At 41.9% G+C, this 19,079-nt stretch carries 15 protein-coding genes; 11 read left to right on the forward strand and 4 right to left on the reverse strand.

What is annotated here, in order from left to right:
• Positions 1 to 18 precede the first annotated feature (18 nt).
• Positions 19 to 1,230, forward strand: a complete 1,212-nt coding sequence (locus tag ACTXGF_RS15465) for an FUSC family protein (RefSeq protein WP_443535225.1) — start codon at positions 19 to 21, stop codon at positions 1,228 to 1,230.
• An 81-nt stretch (positions 1,231 to 1,311) separates the two neighbouring features.
• Here the strand turns inward: ACTXGF_RS15465 and ACTXGF_RS15470 are convergent, their stop codons facing one another.
• A complete protein-coding gene (locus tag ACTXGF_RS15470; RefSeq protein WP_443535224.1) occupies positions 1,312 to 2,445 on the reverse strand; it encodes an ABC transporter substrate-binding protein in 1,134 nt (377 codons plus the stop codon).
• A 375-nt stretch (positions 2,446 to 2,820) separates the two neighbouring features.
• Here ACTXGF_RS15470 and ACTXGF_RS15475 point away from each other — a divergent pair, with 375 nt between their 5' ends.
• Positions 2,821 to 3,648 carry a 3-oxoacyl-ACP reductase gene (locus ACTXGF_RS15475; protein WP_443535222.1) on the forward strand — a complete coding sequence of 276 codons (828 nt, stop codon included), beginning with the start codon at positions 2,821 to 2,823 and terminating at the stop codon, positions 3,646 to 3,648.
• Positions 3,649 to 3,849: 201 nt separating this feature from the next.
• Here ACTXGF_RS15475 and ACTXGF_RS15480 read toward each other — a convergent pair whose 3' ends face one another.
• The gene (locus ACTXGF_RS15480) at positions 3,850 to 4,680 is read right to left on the reverse strand and encodes a Cof-type HAD-IIB family hydrolase (RefSeq protein ID WP_443535220.1); all 831 of its coding nucleotides are present in this window, start codon (positions 4,678 to 4,680) and stop codon (positions 3,850 to 3,852) included.
• A 298-nt stretch (positions 4,681 to 4,978) separates the two neighbouring features.
• On the opposite strand from ACTXGF_RS15480, the gene ACTXGF_RS15485 reads away from it, so the two are divergent.
• The 4 genes from ACTXGF_RS15485 to ACTXGF_RS15500 all read left to right on the forward strand — a co-directional run bounded on the left by ACTXGF_RS15485 (position 4,979) and on the right by ACTXGF_RS15500 (position 7,849).
• Positions 4,979 to 5,485: a hypothetical protein gene (locus tag ACTXGF_RS15485; protein ID WP_443535218.1), complete on the forward strand. Its 507-nt coding sequence runs from the start codon at positions 4,979 to 4,981 to the stop codon at positions 5,483 to 5,485.
• Between the two features lie 451 nt (positions 5,486 to 5,936).
• Entirely contained in the window at positions 5,937 to 6,410 is a 474-nt protein-coding gene (locus tag ACTXGF_RS15490) for a BLUF domain-containing protein (RefSeq protein ID WP_443535217.1), read from the forward strand.
• A 372-nt stretch (positions 6,411 to 6,782) separates the two neighbouring features.
• Entirely contained in the window at positions 6,783 to 7,262 is a 480-nt protein-coding gene (locus ACTXGF_RS15495; protein ID WP_443535215.1) for a BLUF domain-containing protein, read from the forward strand.
• 107 nt (positions 7,263 to 7,369) lie between these two features.
• Positions 7,370 to 7,849, forward strand: a complete 480-nt coding sequence (locus tag ACTXGF_RS15500) for a BLUF domain-containing protein (protein WP_443535213.1) — start codon at positions 7,370 to 7,372, stop codon at positions 7,847 to 7,849.
• A 138-nt stretch (positions 7,850 to 7,987) separates the two neighbouring features.
• Here ACTXGF_RS15500 and ACTXGF_RS15505 read toward each other — a convergent pair whose 3' ends face one another.
• Together ACTXGF_RS15505 and parC are read right to left on the reverse strand one after the other, a co-directional pair.
• Positions 7,988 to 8,347, reverse strand: coding sequence for a hypothetical protein (locus tag ACTXGF_RS15505; RefSeq protein WP_165597893.1), 360 nt, complete (start codon positions 8,345 to 8,347; stop codon positions 7,988 to 7,990).
• 251 nt (positions 8,348 to 8,598) lie between these two features.
• Positions 8,599 to 10,905, reverse strand: coding sequence for a DNA topoisomerase IV subunit A (parC, locus tag ACTXGF_RS15510; RefSeq protein ID WP_443535211.1), 2,307 nt, complete (start codon positions 10,903 to 10,905; stop codon positions 8,599 to 8,601).
• Positions 10,906 to 11,362: 457 nt separating this feature from the next.
• On the opposite strand from parC, the gene ACTXGF_RS15515 reads away from it, so the two are divergent.
• The 5 genes from ACTXGF_RS15515 (at position 11,363) to ACTXGF_RS15535 (ending at position 19,054) form a co-directional block, all read left to right on the forward strand.
• Positions 11,363 to 13,156, forward strand: a complete 1,794-nt coding sequence (locus tag ACTXGF_RS15515) for a vWA domain-containing protein (protein WP_443535209.1) — start codon at positions 11,363 to 11,365, stop codon at positions 13,154 to 13,156.
• A gap of 353 nt (positions 13,157 to 13,509) precedes the next feature.
• Positions 13,510 to 15,237 carry an AMP-binding protein gene (locus tag ACTXGF_RS15520; protein ID WP_443535207.1) on the forward strand — a complete coding sequence of 576 codons (1,728 nt, stop codon included), beginning with the start codon at positions 13,510 to 13,512 and terminating at the stop codon, positions 15,235 to 15,237.
• A 509-nt stretch (positions 15,238 to 15,746) separates the two neighbouring features.
• A complete protein-coding gene (locus ACTXGF_RS15525) occupies positions 15,747 to 17,546 on the forward strand; it encodes an AMP-binding protein (RefSeq protein WP_443535205.1) in 1,800 nt (599 codons plus the stop codon).
• A gap of 181 nt (positions 17,547 to 17,727) precedes the next feature.
• Positions 17,728 to 18,444 (forward strand): ribonuclease PH, encoded by a 717-nt coding sequence (gene rph / locus ACTXGF_RS15530; protein WP_057761673.1) that lies wholly within the window; start codon positions 17,728 to 17,730, stop codon positions 18,442 to 18,444.
• A 118-nt stretch (positions 18,445 to 18,562) separates the two neighbouring features.
• Positions 18,563 to 19,054, forward strand: coding sequence for a hypothetical protein (locus ACTXGF_RS15535; RefSeq protein ID WP_443535203.1), 492 nt, complete (start codon positions 18,563 to 18,565; stop codon positions 19,052 to 19,054).
• The last annotated feature ends 25 nt before the right edge of the window (positions 19,055 to 19,079 follow it).

Raw genomic sequence — 19,079 nt, forward strand, 5'->3', positions numbered from 1 at the left:
CAAAAAGAGTAGCCTTGCGTGAAACCCACCCTTTATCAGCGTATTACTGCTCCATTTGTCGAACCCTATGTTCGCTACCAACATGCAGATATCCTACATGCCACACGCCTAGGTACAGCTGTGATCTTGGCCCTATTGGTCAATAAAATCACCAATCTTCCGCACGGTGAATGGACGACCATTACCGTATTTATTATTTTAGGGTTATTGCAATACCAAGGTGCTATTTATACTAAGGCGAAAGAGCGCGTAATCGGTACTTTATTAGGTATTGGTACTGCGCTTGGGGTGTTATGGTTTAATCAAAATGCGGGTGCATGGTTGTGGGTGGACTATGCGCTCATTGGTCTGCTAAGTGGCATTATTGGCTATCTAGCCGTTAGACAGCTTGGGTATACAGGACTGTTAACAGGTATCACTATGTTGATGATTGTCTCTGATTTAGGCAATAATAGCATTGGTCAAGATGGTATCTACCGCGCGCTAAATATCTTACTGGGGACAGGCGTTTCGGTAGCAGTGACGCTGATTTTGCCGCTCAAATCAACGTTGATGTGGCGATTCTTATTGAGTAGCAACCTTGACGCTTGTAGTAGCCTCTACGCTGGCGTAGGTCATCATATTGACGCGACAGACGGAGTAGTAGATGACTCTGTTCAAAAATTAAACCCAGTGGCTTTTCCTGTTAAGGAAGTACCCGTTGATAGAGCGTTGGTCACAGCGTTACAGCAGATTAATAAACGTCTGCTGGCTGTGCGACCACATATCGCGGCGACAGCCAGTGAGTCAGGAATCAAAAAAGAAACGCTAGAGACGATCCAACGTACCCACCGTAATATTATCGGGACGATTGATTTACTGTTAAGTGCGGCACCGCGCTTAGCGAATATTGAGATTGATGAAGAAAACCATGTTCTATTGGTACATTATCAGCATGAGCTAACCCAAGCGATGCAGCATATGGCGGCAGTGTTACGTAGTCCAAGCGATGAGGTATTTCGACCCATTACCCGTATTGCCGTCTCAGAGTACCCAAGCGTACAGCACCTAGCATTTGAGTGGCAGGGGTATTTCTGGTTGACCCAAACCTTGCAAACTCAATTACAGCAGCTGAGTGATTTACTACAAACATCGAAGCCGCATTGGTTTGCTGCATCTGGTCTGGGCTATCAGCGCCGTGAGCAGCGCCGAATGAAAGAGCAGGGCGGCGAGACAGATTTACATTTATAACGCAAAAAAACGCTGACCATTTAGGATCAGCGTTTTTATTTTTCAAAGACTACTTTATTTTAAAGTGCTACATCAAAACTATTATCGACCAGTCTTTAGCTTATCCCAGTACTGTTGATACACTTGCAACGCTTCATCGCCTACATCTTCTTGGAACTCAGCTTTTGCTAATACTTCTTTAGAAGGATAAATCGTTGGATTGTTTTGGACGCTCTCATCCATCAGCTCACGCGCTGCTATGTTTGGTGATGCGTAGCCAATCTCTTCGCTGACGATTTTTGCATTTTCAGGACGTAATAAATAATCAATAAACTTATGTGCTGCATCAACTTGCTTAGCATTTTTTGGAATGACAAAATTGTCCATCCATAAGATAGCGCCTTCGGTTGGATACTTATAAACCAAGCTAGTCAAACCTTCGTCATTGGCCATGACTGCTTCACCATTCCATGTCATACCAAGTGCCGTCTCACCTTCAATATACGGCATACGTGTCGCATCAGAGTTAAAAGTTTTGACGTTTGGCATCAACGTGGTGAGCTTATCGTAAGCGGCTTCGATTTCGTCAGGATTGCTACTATTACCTGAGTAGCCAAGAGTCAGCAGTGCCATACCGAATACTTCACGCACGTCGTTAGTCAGCATCACCTGACCTTTATACTTAGGATCCCATAGGTCATTCCAGCTATTGACAGTTTTCGGATCGACACTGTCACCGTTAATAGCGAGACCGGTGCTGCCCCACATATAAGGGATAGAGTATTTGTTGTCAGGATCAACTTTGGTATTGGTAAATGAGGTATCAAGGTTTTTGAAATTGCTCAGTTTTGATTTGTCTAGCTCTTGTAGCAGTCCTTCTTTCGCCATTTTTTCGACGTAATAAGTCGATGGAATCGCTAAGTCATACTGACTAGAATCATCCAATAGTTTGAGCTTGGCATACATCGCTTCGTTAGAGTCAAATGTGGTGTAATTAACTGAGATGCCAGTCTCTTCTTCAAAGCCATCTAAAATTTCTTGCGGCATATATTCTGACCAGTTGTAAAGGTTCAGCGTCTCATTGCTCGCCGCAGCGCTGCCATCCGCTGCATCGTCAGAGTTGCTACAACTGGCAAGTACCAAGCCGACAGCCGCTGCTAACAATGCTTTTGGAACTATGCGACTGACACTAGCCGAGGTGTGAGTAGTTGGATGGGACGATGATAAATGGGTCAAAATATCTCTCCTAAATAAAGATAATGCAAATCAGAAAAATTCAATAAAAAAGCCAAAAAGATAAAAGCCTGACATGGCCAATAAAACTATTATGGTCATTAATTTGTACAATTTAAAGGGTTGTTATTAAGGTAATACTTAACAATACTAATAAAAATAGCCAGTTGGGCTAATGAGATGAGTAGCAAGACTAACTGAATGACAGCTAATTCTGAGTAGAATTGCTAGCGAGCTGCTAACCTCGAATCGAAAAAAGATAGCATATAACCATGCTATGATTGGCGCAGGCCGAAGTATGACGAACATCATTTAAGCAGATATCAGCCTTTGGCTCTAAGACACCAACCATACCATAATAATAAAGGATACAGCACAATGACCGAAAGTACCTCAACTCAAAACACCTTGAATAAAAGCCACCCAGTTATACCAGCATTGCTTACGGATAAAGTCGCCATAGTCACTGGTGCCAGTCGTGGGCTTGGTGCACAGATTGCACAGCAAATGGCAGCAGCAGGCGCTATCGTTTGCGTCAACTACCTCAATAGTAAACAGGCTGCTGAGGCGGTAGTGGCTGATATCATCGCGACAGGTGGCCAAGCATTTGCTTATCAGGCGGATGTCACTGAGCTTGAGCAAGTACAAGCCATGGCAGCTGAAGTCATCACTCGTCATGGTCGTATCGATATATTGGTCAATAATGCTTTGCCGAATTATCAGTTCAATCCAAGCGCTGCGTACACCAGTATTGAAACAGTAAAGTGGACGCATTTTTCGCAGCAAATGGACGGTATCGTTAAAGGCGCAGTCAATACGGTGCAAGCGGTGTTGCCGCAAATGAAAGCGCAGCAAGTAGGCAAAATTATCAATATATCAACCAATCTTGTCTACAACCCAGTGGTGACCTATTACGATTACACCACAGCCAAGTCAGCGTTGATTGGACTGACTCGCAACCTAGCAAGCGAGCTTGGACAGTATGGTATTCGGGTTAATTTGCTGGCAGGTGGCTTATTAAAAACTACCGACGCAAGTAGCTTAACCACTGAGGAGGTATTTGACTATATCGCGACTACGACGCCGCTGCGCCAAGCAACCTCGGTAGCTGATTTTGCCAATTCAGTATTGCTCATGGCATCTGATTTGAGTATGGCTATTACTGGACAATCTATCGCCGTCGATGGTGGATTGACTATGCCTTAATTGAGGCTTTAGCTAATGCCTTAACGTTCTATTAAATTTGTAGAAGAAAAGAAACGATCGTCGACGTAATGAAATCATCACCGCTACAGTTTTCATTTGTATTTTCTATATAAAACTAGCCCATAACAAAAAGCCCATACTAGTCAGCTAGTAAGGGCTTGTTTTAAATAAACATTAATGGCTTTATGTGCCTGAACAATCTTACGACTTTATTGCTAACTGATTGAGCACGGTTTGAATACCATACTCTTCGATCGTCCCAGTGACAAAGTCAGCGCGTTCTATTAAAGCTGGCTGTGCATCTCCCATGGCCACAGCAAACCCAACTAAGTCGAACATTTCTAAGTCATTCATACCATCACCAAATGCCATACACTCGCTTGCATCTACCGCATAGTACTCGCACATATCTTTGATACCGCGAGCTTTTGATGCCTCTGCTGGCAAGATATCGGCACCAATCTGATGCCAATGTACCAACTTTAAATCATACTGAGCAAAGTCGATATCCTGCATTTTTTCTTGCTGATTATTAAAAAATACCGAGCATTGATAGACGGTATTTATTTTGTAGTACTCAGGGTCAAGGATCGAATTGGGTGTGACAGCATTGAACTCGCGTAAACGTTCATTTTCACCTGACCACGCGATATGAGTGGCAGAGTCAAACTTATGAATCAAATCACTCTGTTGGCACAGGCGTACGATTTTATCTGTCTGTTCAGCAGTTAACGGGTAGTGGCTGATTCGGCCGCTTTTATCAAAACTGTATTGTCCATTCATACAAATAATGGCGTCCAATATATCTGCATCAAGCAACGCTAGAATGTCCTCAGGCAATATGGCTTTAGAACGACCAGTCGAAATCACTAGTTTAATATCGGTATCTGCAAGCTGCTCAAGCGTCGATTTATTGTGTTCAGCGATAATGCCGTTACGGCTTAAGGTATCATCGATGTCAAAAAAGATGATTTTGGGGGTCGAAATCTTAGTAGTCATACTTTCTTTGGCAATCTTATCTTCGATAAACATGATGATCCTATTATTTTTAGTCGTGTAGATACAATGATTCAGATACTACTACAACATACCCAATCAGATAAATACCTATCGAGTAACCTATGATGCTACAAGTATGCTTATTGAGACAGTATTTGCATGTAGCCTGTAGAACCGTTCATTGCTTGTCCAAAGGATTAACAAAAATGCTAAACGACATGATTAACTTAATCGTGTCTATTTATTATAAAGTTATATTCAATTATCAAAACTAATCTACGAAATAAGATGACTATCATTATTAATGCATCAGCTACCTAAAGGAACAAGTATGAAATTTTTCACCTTAAAATCGGTTACAGTTTTGGCAACAGTGGCTTTATCTGCCAACGCTTTTGCAATGGATGTTAAATTTAATGATGCTGCTTGGGATGGCAAAAAAATACCTGAGGGGCAGCAATGTCTACATTATGATGGCAAAAGTCCAGCCACGCCTAGCATGACTGTCTCAAACATTCCTACAGGAGCTGAAAGCTTGGTATTCGTCTACAACGATGTAAGCAATAAACGTATGCAGCATGGCGGCCATGGCATTGTCGAGTTCGCACTACCAGAGGGTGCTACGAGCGCAGAAGTGCCACGAGTATTTGGTCATACTTACGAAGTGCCAGTAGGTATTGAGATGGTCGCAGAATACCGTAACCGCAAAGGTGAGGCGGGCGGTGCATATAAGCCGCCTTGCTCTGGTGGAAAAAACCATCTGTATACGGTAGATGTACAAGCATGGCAAGGCGACTCGGTACTTGCTGAAACAACCGTTGAGATGGGTCGGTATTAATACGTTAGCTATTCAATTAATATGCAACAATTAGCATGCAACAGAGCCGTCTATACAAAACTGTTTATACATAGCATAGACGGCTTTTTATTGAGGGTAGGTTATGTTTCATATACCTATAAACGGGCTAGCTTAATAGACATTAAAGAATCTGATTGATGTTTATAATATTTAGTTAATCAGTAAACGTGGCTCAGTCATATAAGGGCGTTGAGGCAGGGCTATAGGAGAATATAGATTAGGCTTGTTAACTATTGGAATAATGCCAAGATACTGAACGTGACAACTTTGTAGTATAATTTTACTACTATGGATATCGGTATGCTATATCATTGAAACTTCTATGTTATAAATCTAAAAAATCATAGCAAATGATAAAAAACGTTATTAATTATACTTTATCTTAAAGTATACCTTGATTTAAATGAATTTTTTATAAATAAGGTTTCTTATGAACATAACGACAAGCCAACCTTCAGAAGATAGAAAAAGGCATGGCGAGCATATTCTTATCCATATGACATATATCGCCAAAAATGTCGATCTAGATTCTGGGATTGAGCTGACTCGCGCACTTGAGTACTGGCGCAGATATTTTGAAGAAAACGATATCGTTTCAGCTTTAGTCATTAGTGAAGGTTATTTCGTTCAAAGTTTTCAAGGAACAAGACCTGCTATCAATACTGCCTTGGAAAAAATATTTGACGAACATTCAACTATTGTCCCTAATATTGTGAATATAGAGGAAATAGAATCGCGCCACTGGAATGGGTTTTTAGTTAAGCATTTAACCTCAAGCGTTGAAGATGAAGAGCATGCCCTAAAGAACTTCTCAGCAGGCTCTGACTACAATCCTTATCTAATGAAAAGCTCTCAGATTGAAAGCTTTTTGAAAGCGATATTTGAAGATGCTGAATCCAATTAATTTTTAATGAGTAGCATTTAGTTTTTAAGCATTTACCTCTTAGAGTAGTTAGTAGCACTTGCCCTAGCTAGAATAGAAAAGCCGTCCATACCTATGTATAGGCGGCTTTTTGTTGAAAGCAAGTTAGCAGTATCGGTACAGGATGTTTTCTTAGCAATTGGACAGAATATTGGCGGATGTTCATAGGTGACTATTCATACCTGACTCTTGCAGGATTTAACTACTAGAAATGCCTTAGTGATACCTGTTTTTGTCATGTTATTTTAAAGTATGGATGATAAGAAGCTGGTCAATTCGCAAGAGTTTTATTGATTATACTTTATGATAGAGTGTATATTAATTTATATACCTATTATATAAATGGATTTTCTTATGCAAATAACGACCAGTCAAACTTCAGAAAATAGGAGAAGACATGGCGAGCATCTGCTGATTAGCCTAACGTATATCGGTAAAAACATCGAAATGAAAACAGGTATAGAGTTGACTCGTGCTCTTGAACAGTGGCGAAGATACTTTGAGGAAAGTGGGTTAGTTGCAGCGCTTGTGATCAATGACGGTTATTTTGTTCAAAACATTCAAGGCTCAAGACCGGCGGTCAACGCTGCTCTAGCGAAGATAATTGATGAGCATTTCAAGGTTGTTCCTAATGTTGTCAAGGTGGAAGAGATAGAAGCGCTTCGATGGGATGGATTCGTAACCAAGCATCTGACGGAAAGTGCCGAAGATGAAGAATATGCCTTAAAAAGTTTCTCAGCAGGTTTTGATTTTAATCCTTATCTAATGAACAGTACTCAGATTGAAAATTTTCTAACAGCGATATTTGAAGGTGCTGAATCCGATAGGTTTTAGATGAGTAGCATTTACATATCATAAGAGTCATCTATTTCAATTGGCACAAAAAAGCCGTCTATAAAGTGTCTTTTGATTTAGATAATTTTTTACAAATAAGGTTTCTCATGCAGATCACTACCAGCCAACCTTTAGAAAATAGAAAAAGACAGGGTGAGCATATTACGCTAAGCCTAACGTATATTGGCAGAAATAGTGACAGTAATAATGGAGTAGGGTTGGCTCGTCTGCTTGAGCAATGGCGGAGGAATAATGAAAAAAGTGGTGTAACCTCAGCGCTTGTCGTGAATGACAATTACTTTATTCAAAATATTGAAGGTCCAAGACCTCTTATCAATGAAATACTAGTAAAATTGATCAATGAGTACTCTTACCTAGTACCCCACCTCAGTGAGATTGAGGAAATAGAAGAACGTAGGTGGGATGGGTTTTTAATAAAATATTTAACATCAAGTGCAGAAGACGAAGCATATACCCTAAAAAGCGTTTCAGCAGGTGCTGACTTTAATCCGTATCTAATGAAAAGCACTCAGATTACAAGCTTCCTGAAAGCGATCTTTGAGGATGCTGTATCTAATAAGTCTTAAATAATTTCTCTATTTTGAGTAGCGTAGAAAAGCCGCCTATACTGTGTATGGGCGGCTTTTTGATGAAAGTAAGTTGTGTTGACGTAGTGAAGAGGTAAAGTTCTTGTTGTTGCATGGTAAAAGCCCAGCCTACGGTTGCTAATCTCGATGCTCCCATACAACAGCAACTTTAGTACCTAGTATGTTTTCTAATTCTTGTAATATTTTTGGGCGAATAGATATGGTTTCATTAATATCGCTTTCAAATTCTTCGTTGTCATTGTCATCTAATTGCCAAAATCTATTGGTTGCTACAAAATCTCCAGCGGTCATAATAAATGGGCTAGTAATAACAACATTTGAATGGGTTAGTTCTAAATTTTCAACTGCGTCAAAATAGGGTTCATGTTCACACTCAATAATATTTTCGTCAAAAAGCGAAAACGCTTTTTCTTTTTGTTCGTCGCTTATTACATGGTCTCGTTCTCTAACATAAATGTAAACATGTTGCTCACTCACAATATACTCCCAAAAAGTTAAATAAATTTATTTTAGTTACTTGAAACTTAATTAATTTCAATTCGATTTTAAATATACTGATTATGTCAAAATTTAACTAATCTACAATAATATATTTTAGAAAATATAAGCATGGATAGGTTAGCTATATGGTGCTCCCAACACACTAAAATAATAATAATCTCTAAAAATGGTGCACGGGGCGCACCATACGTCAACTAGGCTATTAATCGAGCTTACTCAAGCTAAAATCACCCAACTTCAACACTCGTCACATTCTGAAAGCCTCTTGGCAACTGACCACCACGATTACCGCGAACACCCGTATAGTTAGCCAAATCATTTGGCTTGAGTGTCACATGGCGTTTGCCAGCAGTGATAACAAGGCTGTCTTGCTGACTAAGTGGTGTGATAGCGAGTACCTCTTCACCGTCTTTCAACTTAATAAGTTTGTTCCCTTTACCGCGAGCCTGTTCAGGCAAATCATCAAGAGCAAATATCAGTAGATACCCTGCATTGGTCGCGACAGCAACATGATCAGGTGTCACACGCACATTGCTATTTTCACCTTCGGTATTAGCGGCCGTCTCTACTGGCGCATCGATACGTGCAACAGGGAGCAGTCGACTGTCAGTTGCTAGGTTAATGACGTTTTTACCAGCTTTTTGATTGCTATCGAGGTTGCCAATGGTATTGATAAAACCATAACCTGCTGAACTAGCAAGGATAATGCGTTGATCGTTATCACCCGTTAGTAGCTGCTCAAAGCTAGCGCCTGCTGGCGGCTTTAATACACTGGTCAATGGATCACCTTGACCACGCGCAGACGCTAAGTTGTGCGCATCGATACTGTAACTGCGTCCCGTACTATCGAGTACGTAAATCCTTTCGTTTGATTTGCCGCGCACGTGCGCTTGATAGCTGTCACCTGAGCGGTAACTCATACCAGCAGCATCGACATCATGGCCCTTAGCGGCACGAATCCAACCTGCCTTTGATAAGATAGCAGTGACCGGCTCACTCGGTACGAGGTCTGACTCTTTTAGTGCCTGAGCTTCTTCGCGTTCTGCTAATGGCGACACACGCTCATTACCGTGTTCTTTCATATCGGCGGTAAGCTCATCGATCATCAGATTGGTTAGACTGTCTGGATTGTCTAAGTACTCTTGAATGATGGCACGTTCGGCAGCGAGTTCATCTTGCTCGCGGCGCAGCTCAATTTCCTCTAATTTTGCCAACTGACGCAAACGAATATCTAAGATAGCATTGGCTTGAATGTCAGTCAGGTCATAATCCTGCATCAAGGTTGCTTTTGGATCATCCTCTTCACGAATGATGCGAATCACTTCATCGATATTGAGATAGGCGATCAGCAAACCTGCCAGAATGTGCAAGCGCTTATCGATTTTATCAAGGCGGTATTGCAAGCGGCGCGTGACTACTGAACGGCGACAGATGAGCCATTCTTCCAATACTTCTTTTAGGTTTTTGACCTGCGGCTTACCATTTAGACCGATCATATTCATATTGACGCGGTAATTACTCTCTAGGTCTGTACTGGCGAATAGATGACTCATAACACGCTCGACATCGACCCGCGTCGAGCGTAGCTCTAATACAATACGGCAGGCATTCTCGTGATCTGATTCATCATGAATATCAGTGATCCAAGGCAGCTTTTTATCCGTCATGAGCTTGGCTATTTGCTCTTGGATTTTATTGCCTGAGACTTGGTAGGGCAATGCATCAATGATGACGAGATTCTTCTCTTTAGTATCGATATGGAACGTGGCGCGCATCTTATAGCTGCCACGACCAGTCTCGTACATCGCCTGCAAGTCTTTTTTGCTAGTGATGATTTCAGCTGGCGTTGGTAAGTCAGGTGCTGGTATCGATTGCGTGAGCTGCTTCACCGACAGCTCTGGGTTTTTGAGCAAACGAATGGCCGCGCGTACCACTTCATTAAGGTTATGTGGCGGAATATCTGTTGCCATACCAACCGCGATACCTGTCGTACCGTTCAATAAAATATTAGGTAAGCGGGCAGGTAGGGTAGTTGGTTCTTGCATCGTGCCATCAAAGTTATCTTGCCAATCGACTGTACCTTGTCCCAGTTCTGCGAGCAAAGTATTGGCATAAGCTGACATTTTGGCTTCGGTATAACGCATTGCGGCAAAGGATTTCGGATCATCTGGGCTACCCCAGTTACCTTGTCCAGTGATAAGCGGATAGCGATAGCTGAACGGCTGTGCCATCAGTACCATCGCTTCGTAACAAGCGCTATCACCATGCGGATGGTATTTACCCAATACGTCACCAACCGTACGCGCGGATTTCTTGGCCTTAGCAGATGACTTTAGCCCAAGCTCGCTCATGGCATAGACGATGCGACGCTGGACAGGTTTTAGACCGTCAGCGATATTTGGCAACGCCCGATCCATGATGACGTACATGGCATAGTTGAGGTAGGCCTGCTCAGTGAACTCTGCGACTGAACGAGTATCCATCGGCTCATTAGGAATAATTGGGGCGATCGTATGATCAATAACATCAGACATAAAATAGGATTCACTTATCAGTTTTAATAGGTATAGATAATTGGTTCAAGCATACAAATAGGATAGTGCTATCGTAAAGGATATTGCACCAATTAAAAAGACGTATGTCAGAATATACGACATCTCGTGACGTGCTTAAGACAAGTACTTATAAGGGTCTTTTATAGTATGGTGATTCATAGCTTTTATAGATTAAGTTAAGTATAGTAAATCTAATATTTGTTTTTTATATGGTTAATAAATGTCTTAAGGTTGAATCCTTTTTATTTAAGATATTTTGTCTATCATCAATCCAAAAACAGTAGGTTCAAAATAGTTTTAATGCAAAATTAATAACTGAAAGTATGACAGTTAATAGACTGAATAAGGCGGCTGCTTTGCCTATTTAGATAGCATTAACCATATATTGACACGGACAAGTCGCTACTGAATTATCTTACAATAAGGAATTTCTGTTATGTCATTTGATCCTTTATCTCAAGTTTCTGCCTCTACAATGCTAAAAAAAGAAAGTAAGCACCTAGGGAAAAACACTACTAGAAATGTACTATTGATTACTGCTATAACCAGTCTAGGATTGATAGCCTGTAGCCCTTCACAAATGAGCAAAACGCTACCAGCCGAGACAAGCAGTACAGTCAATCAAGATGCAGCAGTGATGTCAGAGTCTATCATGGCGTCACCCAGTGTTAAGCCATCAGTCATCAGCCAACAGATGATGATACGTTCTGCGGCACAGACAGGTATCGTACGCCCATCACCGAGCATCATAGTCACGCCAGAGGCAAAAGACAACTATCAAAAAAACGCAGCCAATCCTGTACATCGAACTACGGATATGGCGGTATCAACCTTGTCTATCGATACCGATACGGGCAGCTACGCCAATGTGCGCCGCTATTTAAACGAGGGTCAACTACCACCTGTTGATGCCGTACGGGTAGATGAATTGATTAATTATTTCAACTATCAATTTGATGATGGCAAACGCTTAGGTAGTGCCCCATTTGTTGTATCAACTGAAGTAGTGGACTCACCTTGGGATAGAGCGGATCAGGATAATAAAATCGTCAAGGTCGGTATCAAAGCCGTTGATGGTAGCTGGTCGCAAAAAACGGACAAGCAATCTATGCCACCTGCCAATCTCGTATTTTTAGTAGATGTGTCAGGCTCTATGTCGTCGCGCGATAAGCTGCCATTGGCACAGTCGTCGCTTAAGCTGTTGACAGAGCAAATGCGTGCTCAAGACAGCATCAGTATCGTGACCTATTCAGGTAGTACTAGTGTGGCGTTGCCTGCGACCAGTGGTGACCAAAAAGCAAAAATATTGGCTGCGATCGAGGGGTTAAATGCCTCAGGCTCAACCAATGGGGAAGACGCTCTGAAATTGGCCTACAGACAAGCTGAACAGGGACTGAAAAAGAACGGTATCAATCGAATCATGATGCTGACGGATGGCGATTTTAACGTTGGTATTAGTGATGTCGATGATATGCTTGATTTGGTCAAAGCCAATCGCGATCGCGGTATCTCTTTGTCTACCGTTGGCTTTGGTCGCGGTAATCTGAATGATCACATGATGGAACAGATGGCGGACAACGGCAATGGTAATTACAGCTATATTGACAGTCTAACTGAAGCCAAAAAAGTCTTTGGTGATGAGTTAGCTGCGACATTTAACACCGTCGCTAAAGACGTAAAAGTCCAAGTTGAGTTTAATCCTGATGTGGTGAGTGAGTGGCGCTTGATTGGTTATGAAAATCGCGTACTGGCTGAAGAAGACTTCAATAATGACAAAATTGATGCAGGTGAGCTTGGGGCAGGTAAGGCGGTTATCGCTTTGTTTGAGGTGACACCAAAAGGTCAAAAAGGGTTATACAGCGATCGCCGTTATGCTAATAGCAATGCCAGTACTAGTTCGAATAATAAAAAGAACTCTAATGAGCTTGGCTATCTAAAAATTCGTTATAAAGCACCGACAGGTGGTAGCTCTAAACTGATTAGCCAACCGATTAATAAAGCTAGCCACGCTTTAAATAAAGCCAGTATCGATACTCAGTTTGCGATGGCAGTAGCAGGGTTCGGTCAACGCTTGACTCAAAGCGATTATATTAATGACTGGCAGTACAGTGATAGCACTAAGCTTGCCAAAAGTAGTATCGCAGATAGACTAAGTAGCGATACTGATGGTACTCGTCGCAACTTTGTGACGTTAACTGAGCTGGCGAGTGCGCTAAAAAATAGCCAATAGTGAACAGATATCGTGTCGGGATGGTCATTATGAAGCAGAAGTTAAGGGTCATATTTTCTAATAGCTTGACTGAGATTTTTAGTCTAATATATTGATATTTATAGGGATATTTAGCGTCAAGCCTATTTGAGAACTGGTGTAGCAATCTTTTGTATTGAGTACTATGTATAAAGTGTGTATGTTAATGAACAAAGGGCTATTTACCGCTATATTGTTCGCTCAGCACTATACAAATATGTCGCAGCCTTGCTTTTTATCATAACGATAGGCAAGACTCTGACGTTTTGTATATTTATCACACTGTGATTGGCGTGGGTTGACGGTAATGTATTATTACTAGGAGAGAAAAGATTATGGAAAATCAAGGAAACTTAACCCGTCGTGACGATAAAGTTTGGCTAAAAACGTATGAAGAACTTGGTCTGGAGTATGACATTGAGTTGCCAGCCGACAATACGTCACTTATCGATATTTTCGAAAAAAGCTTCGCTGAAAATGCTGATAAAACTGCCTATATCTGCATGGGTTCATCGTTAAGCTTCCAAGAAGTAGATTTATACAGCCGTCAAATGGCCGCTTATCTACAGTCATTAGGATTGGTCAAAGGCGATAAAGTTGCGGTCATGATGCCCAACATTTTGCAGTTACCAATCTCTGTCATCGCTGTACTACGTGCAGGCTTTACCTTAGTTAACGTCAACCCTCTGTACACTACCAGAGAGCTTGAGCATCAGTTGACTGATTCAGAAGCCAAAGTGCTGATCATGGTCGAAAACTTTGCCAAAACCTATCAAGACATCGGTCGCAATGTGGTCGATAAAGTCGTGATTACAGGTATGGGCGATTTGATGGGTACGCTCAAAGGCTTTATGGTCAATACGGTCGTCCGCCATGTCAAAAAAATGGTGCCAGACTATAGTATTTCTAATAGCGTTAGTTTCAAAAGTGCATTAAAGCAAGTCACGGCTAGCAAATATAAGCGCCCAACCAATATCACGCTTGATGATATCGCCGTCCTACAATATACCGGTGGTACGACAGGTGTGGCGAAAGGTGCAATGCTAACGCACAAAAACTTGGTGGCAAACTTAATTCAGTCTAATACCTTTTTGGGCACCGCTTTTGATGATTTCGATCAAAGAGGTGAGCAACCTGTGATTATGACGGCATTGCCGATGTATCATATTTTCTCATTCACCGTATGTGGTATGTTCGGTCTGTATCGCGGTTGTGTTGTATTATTAGTACCAAATCCACGCGATCTTGATAGCTTGTTAAAAGCATATAAAGCCAACCCACCAGCGTTCTTCCCAGCGGTAAACACGTTGTTTAACGCACTTGCCAATAACGAAGAATTTATCGCGATGGATCATAGCAAGCTGCGTCAGTCGATGGGTGGTGGCATGGCGGTACTGAGCCCAACAGCCGAAAAATGGCGCCAAGTGACAGGTAATATTATTATTCAAGGTTATGGCTTGTCTGAAACATCACCAGTCGCGACCGCTAACCCTAGCAACAGCAAGACATTCACTGGCACTATTGGTGTCCCTATGCCAGCAACCGATGTGGCGATCTTAGATGATGCTGGTAATGAAGTGGCACTTGGTGAGCGCGGTGAGATTAGTGTTCGTGGTGCACAGGTCATGAAAGGTTACTGGAACCGCGAAGATGCTACTGCCGAAGTCATGACAGCAGATGGATTCTTCCGTACTGGTGATATCGGTATCATGGCTGACAACGGATATGTGACCATCGTTGACCGCAAAAAAGACATGATTTTGGTGTCTGGTTTTAACGTTTATCCGAATGAAGTCGAAGAAGTCATGGCTGGCCATCCTAAGATTTTGGAATGTGGCGTCATCGGTATCGAAGATGAGAAAAGCGGTGAGATTCCTAAGATCTATGTTGTCCGTAACGATTCAAGTCTGACCACCGAAGAAGTTCTTGAGTACGGTAAAGAGAACCTAACAGGTTATAAGCGTCCTCGTCGTGTTGAGTTTATTGATGAGCTACCAAAATCGAACGTTGGTAAGATTTTGCGTAAAGATCTACGCGTACTTGAAGAAAAAAACCACGGTTAATTTGCTGATACACGCACCTATATAATTGTTTGATAGATGCGTGTATCAACCAAAGATACATGTGAAAGTAACGCACGATTAGATACTGTAGTAACCAAAGTAGTAACCAAAAATGATAAGGCTGCAACCATGCTGTCTTATCATTTTTTTGTCTTTATCGCTTTTGACATTTGTGGATGACAGCTACTATTAATAGAGAATATCTATTAAAACTGCTATAGTGACCATCGACGTATTTTTGTTTTTGTCCAAAAAATCGTACTGGTTTTGCTTAAGGTGACTAGTGAAATCATGGTGGTGAATATTGTTCTCGACTTGGTCGTGCTGAGTGGTAGTATTATTTATCATAGACCCAGTAACACACTTTAATTTGCAAAGCTTATGAATGACAAACCCGATCATACTTATCTATTTCTTATTCATAAGCTTCTGCTGTCAGCAATAATCATAAAAAATGGTGTTTCCATTAGCATATTCAATGTTTTTAACAGTAACATTTAGGGAAAATTATGACGGATAATATTAATAAAAAAACGACAGATAATAGCGCTGCAACTGATGATAAAGCCAATACTACCAACGACGTTTATCAAAGCAATGCGTTTCCTACTATGCCGACCATCGACAGTGATAGTCCGTGGCTGAGCGCATATGAGCGCTATAGCATCGATGCTACCATCGAGATGCCAGAAGATAATACCTCTTTACTTGATGTGTTCGAGCGTAATTTTAGCCGTTATGGCCAAAAACCTGCCTATATCTGCATGGGCTCATCGATTACTTTTAAGCAATTAGACCTATATAGTCGACAGATTGCCAGTTATTTGCAATCAATAGGACTGGTCGAAGGCGATAAAGTTGGGGTAATGATGCCCAACGTCTTGCAGTACCCAGTGGTTGCTTTGGGTATCATTCGTGCAGGGATGGTCTTGGTCAATGTAAACCCTCTATACACCAGCCGTGAGCTGTCACATCAGTTGCATGACAGTGGTGCTAAAGCACTATTTATTGTTGAAAACTTTGCCAAAACGTATCAAGAGGCCGAAGACAAAGGTCAGGTAGAGCATGTAGTCGTGTGTACCATTGGTGATATGCTAGGTACGATTAAAGGAGCTGTGGTCAACCTCGTGGCTCGTCATGTCAAAAAGATGATTCCTGCTTATAGCATACCGAACAGCGTGAGCTTCAAGCATGCCTTAAATGCTGAATCAGCCAGTAAGTACCAACGACCTGAGTTGAACTTGAGTGATGTGGCCTTGCTACAATATACTGGTGGTACGACAGGAGTAGCGAAAGGCGCGATGCTGTCTCACGGCAATCTAGTCGCCAACATGTTACAGGTCAGCGCACTGATGAACAGTGCATTTGATGATGATATAGATGGTAGAGATGTGATTTTGACCGCACTGCCGCTATATCACGTATTCTCATTTATGGTCTGCGGTATGTGTAGTATGTATCAAGGCTATGCCTCGCTACTCATTCCGAATCCGCGCGATCTTGATGGGCTTATCAAAGAGATGGCTAAATACAAGCCAGCGTTTATCCCTGCTGTAAATACCTTGTTTAATGGGTTAGTACACAAAGATAACTTTGCTGATTTGGACTTTTCTAATCTCAAAGCGTCTATCGGCGGTGGTATGTCAGTATTGCCTAGCGTAGCGAAAGAGTGGCATAAAATCACTGGTCTGCCTATCGTTGAAGGTTACGGCTTGTCTGAGACCTCACCTGTCGTAGCATTTAATCCGATGACTATTGCGGAATTTACTGGAAAAATCGGTATTCCCGCGCCTAGCACCGATATCGTACTCATTGATGATGAAGAAAATATAGTAGCCATGGGCGATCGCGGTGAGATCTGCGTAAAAGGTCCACAGGTCATGATTGGTTATCAGAATCGTCCGAAAGAAACTGCTGAATCCTTTACAGCCAGTGGTTACTTAAAAACGGGCGATATCGGCATCATGGACGAAAAAGGCTTTATCAAAATTGTTGATCGCAAAAAAGACATGATTTTGGTATCTGGTTTCAACGTCTATCCAAACGAAATCGAAGAGGCGATGAGTGAGCATCCAGCAGTCGTAGAATGCGGTGCTATTGGTGTACCGAACGATGATCGCGGCGAAGAGCCAAAGCTGTTTGTGGTCAAAAAAGGCGACGTGACTGAAAAAGAGCTATTGGAGTATGGCAAAAAACAACTGACTGGCTATAAGCGCCCACGTCATATACAGTTCGTTGACGAATTACCAAAGTCGAACGTTGGCAAAATCCTACGTAAGGAATTGCGTAAGATGGAAGGGTTAGAATAGTTTATATCTGATATTCTGTTGATAACGATGGCGTAATGGCAGGTGCGAATCTTGCTATTGCGCCGTTGTCACGTTAGGATATCTTAAGATTTTAGTCGACTACATACCTATCAATGTGTTTACTAACGACTGATAGGTATTTTTATGACACTGCTTTTATAACATTGTACTAGGAATTTTTATGCGTATTGACAATCGTGAGCTTGACCAACTTCGCTCGATCAGCTTTGAGCGCCATTATACGAAGCATGCTGAAGGGTCAGTATTGGTAAGTTTTGGCGATACCAAGGTACTATGTACTGCCAGTGTAGAATCTGGTGTGCCGCGCTGGCTCAAAGGTAAAGGCAAAGGTTGGATCACAGCTGAGTATGGTATGTTGCCACGTGCGACCAACACGCGCAATCAGCGTGAAGCGGCTCGCGGTAAGCAGTCAGGTCGTACGCAAGAGATTCAGCGTTTGATCGGTCGTAGCTTACGTGCCATGATTGATCTGAGTAAACTTGGTGAAAACACCATCTATCTTGATTGCGATGTGTTGCAAGCGGATGGTGGTACTCGTACGGCTAGTATCACTGGTGCTGCGATTGCGCTTATCGATGCGCTAGAGAGTATCCAAAAAGCCAAGAAACTCAAAGCAGATCCGCTAATCGGATTAGTTGCTGCAGTTTCCGTTGGTATGAAAGATGGCGAAGCGTATCTTGATCTAAACTATGAAGAAGACTCTAGCTGCGATACCGACTTGAACGTCGTGATGACCCAAAAAGGCGAGTACATTGAGCTGCAGGGCACTGCTGAAGAAAAGCCGTTCACTCGTGCTCAAGCAGATGCTATGCTGTCATTAGCTGAAAAAGGCATTGCTGAATTGATAAAAATGCAACAGACGGCGCTTGGTTGGTAGACTAGCGTTTATATAAAGCATGCTGTCTTTGTTTTTAGTGTCAATAACTGCCTGTTAGCTGCTAATAGGCAGTTTTTTAATAGAAAATATTCGTACATTATGTAATAGGTAACAACACATGCTCAAGCTGACTGATGATGGCGCCAAAATCACCTTACAAGGGCAAGCAAATGCTGCTGATAATGGCATGTTTTGGTTTGGTTCTGCATTATTGGTAGGGGCTGTCGCAGTTGCCATGGCGATGAGCTTGTTGCCTGAGCGTCTAGCCATTGGTGCGCTTGCACTGCTTATCATTGGTAGCTTTATTTTCAATAAAAAGCGTCAACAGCATAAGAAAGCCATGAGCGGTATGATTAGCAGCGGTACATTATGGGTAAGGGCTGGCGAGCTGGTCCATGACAATCTAGGTAAGCGTGAGCATATTCATTTAACAGATGGCGATAAGATAACGCTGATTGGCGAGCAATTACAGATTGTCGATAGCAGTGACGTTCATAAATATCATATTACCGGTTTTGAGAGTGTTCAAGAAGCAAAAGCTGCGAAAGCTATCTTAGAAGGGCAAGCGCTAACGAAACGCCATGTAAATATTAAAATGAAGAGTAATTAGTATATTTTCTCCATTTCATACTGTA

It is taken from the genome of Psychrobacter sp. 1Y6, assembly GCF_052258385.2.
Taxonomy (GTDB): domain Bacteria; phylum Pseudomonadota; class Gammaproteobacteria; order Pseudomonadales; family Moraxellaceae; genus Psychrobacter.

What these genes read in the sequence shown, in the direction of transcription:
- ACTXGF_RS15475 (WP_443535222.1), top strand. Translation starts at nt 2,821, where the DNA reads ATGACCGAAAGTACCTCAACTCAAAACACCTTGAATAAAAGCCACCCA.
- ACTXGF_RS15480 (WP_443535220.1), bottom strand. Translation starts at nt 4,680, where the DNA reads ATGTTTATCGAAGATAAGATTGCCAAAGAAAGTATGACTACTAAGATT.
- ACTXGF_RS15485 (WP_443535218.1), top strand. Translation starts at nt 4,979, where the DNA reads ATGAAATTTTTCACCTTAAAATCGGTTACAGTTTTGGCAACAGTGGCT.
- ACTXGF_RS15490 (WP_443535217.1), top strand. Translation starts at nt 5,937, where the DNA reads ATGAACATAACGACAAGCCAACCTTCAGAAGATAGAAAAAGGCATGGC.
- ACTXGF_RS15495 (WP_443535215.1), top strand. Translation starts at nt 6,783, where the DNA reads ATGCAAATAACGACCAGTCAAACTTCAGAAAATAGGAGAAGACATGGC.
- ACTXGF_RS15500 (WP_443535213.1), top strand. Translation starts at nt 7,370, where the DNA reads ATGCAGATCACTACCAGCCAACCTTTAGAAAATAGAAAAAGACAGGGT.
- parC (WP_443535211.1), bottom strand. Translation starts at nt 10,905, where the DNA reads ATGTCTGATGTTATTGATCATACGATCGCCCCAATTATTCCTAATGAG.
- ACTXGF_RS15515 (WP_443535209.1), top strand. Translation starts at nt 11,363, where the DNA reads ATGTCATTTGATCCTTTATCTCAAGTTTCTGCCTCTACAATGCTAAAA.
- ACTXGF_RS15520 (WP_443535207.1), top strand. Translation starts at nt 13,510, where the DNA reads ATGGAAAATCAAGGAAACTTAACCCGTCGTGACGATAAAGTTTGGCTA.
- ACTXGF_RS15525 (WP_443535205.1), top strand. Translation starts at nt 15,747, where the DNA reads ATGACGGATAATATTAATAAAAAAACGACAGATAATAGCGCTGCAACT.
- rph (WP_057761673.1), top strand. Translation starts at nt 17,728, where the DNA reads ATGCGTATTGACAATCGTGAGCTTGACCAACTTCGCTCGATCAGCTTT.
- ACTXGF_RS15535 (WP_443535203.1), top strand. Translation starts at nt 18,563, where the DNA reads ATGCTCAAGCTGACTGATGATGGCGCCAAAATCACCTTACAAGGGCAA.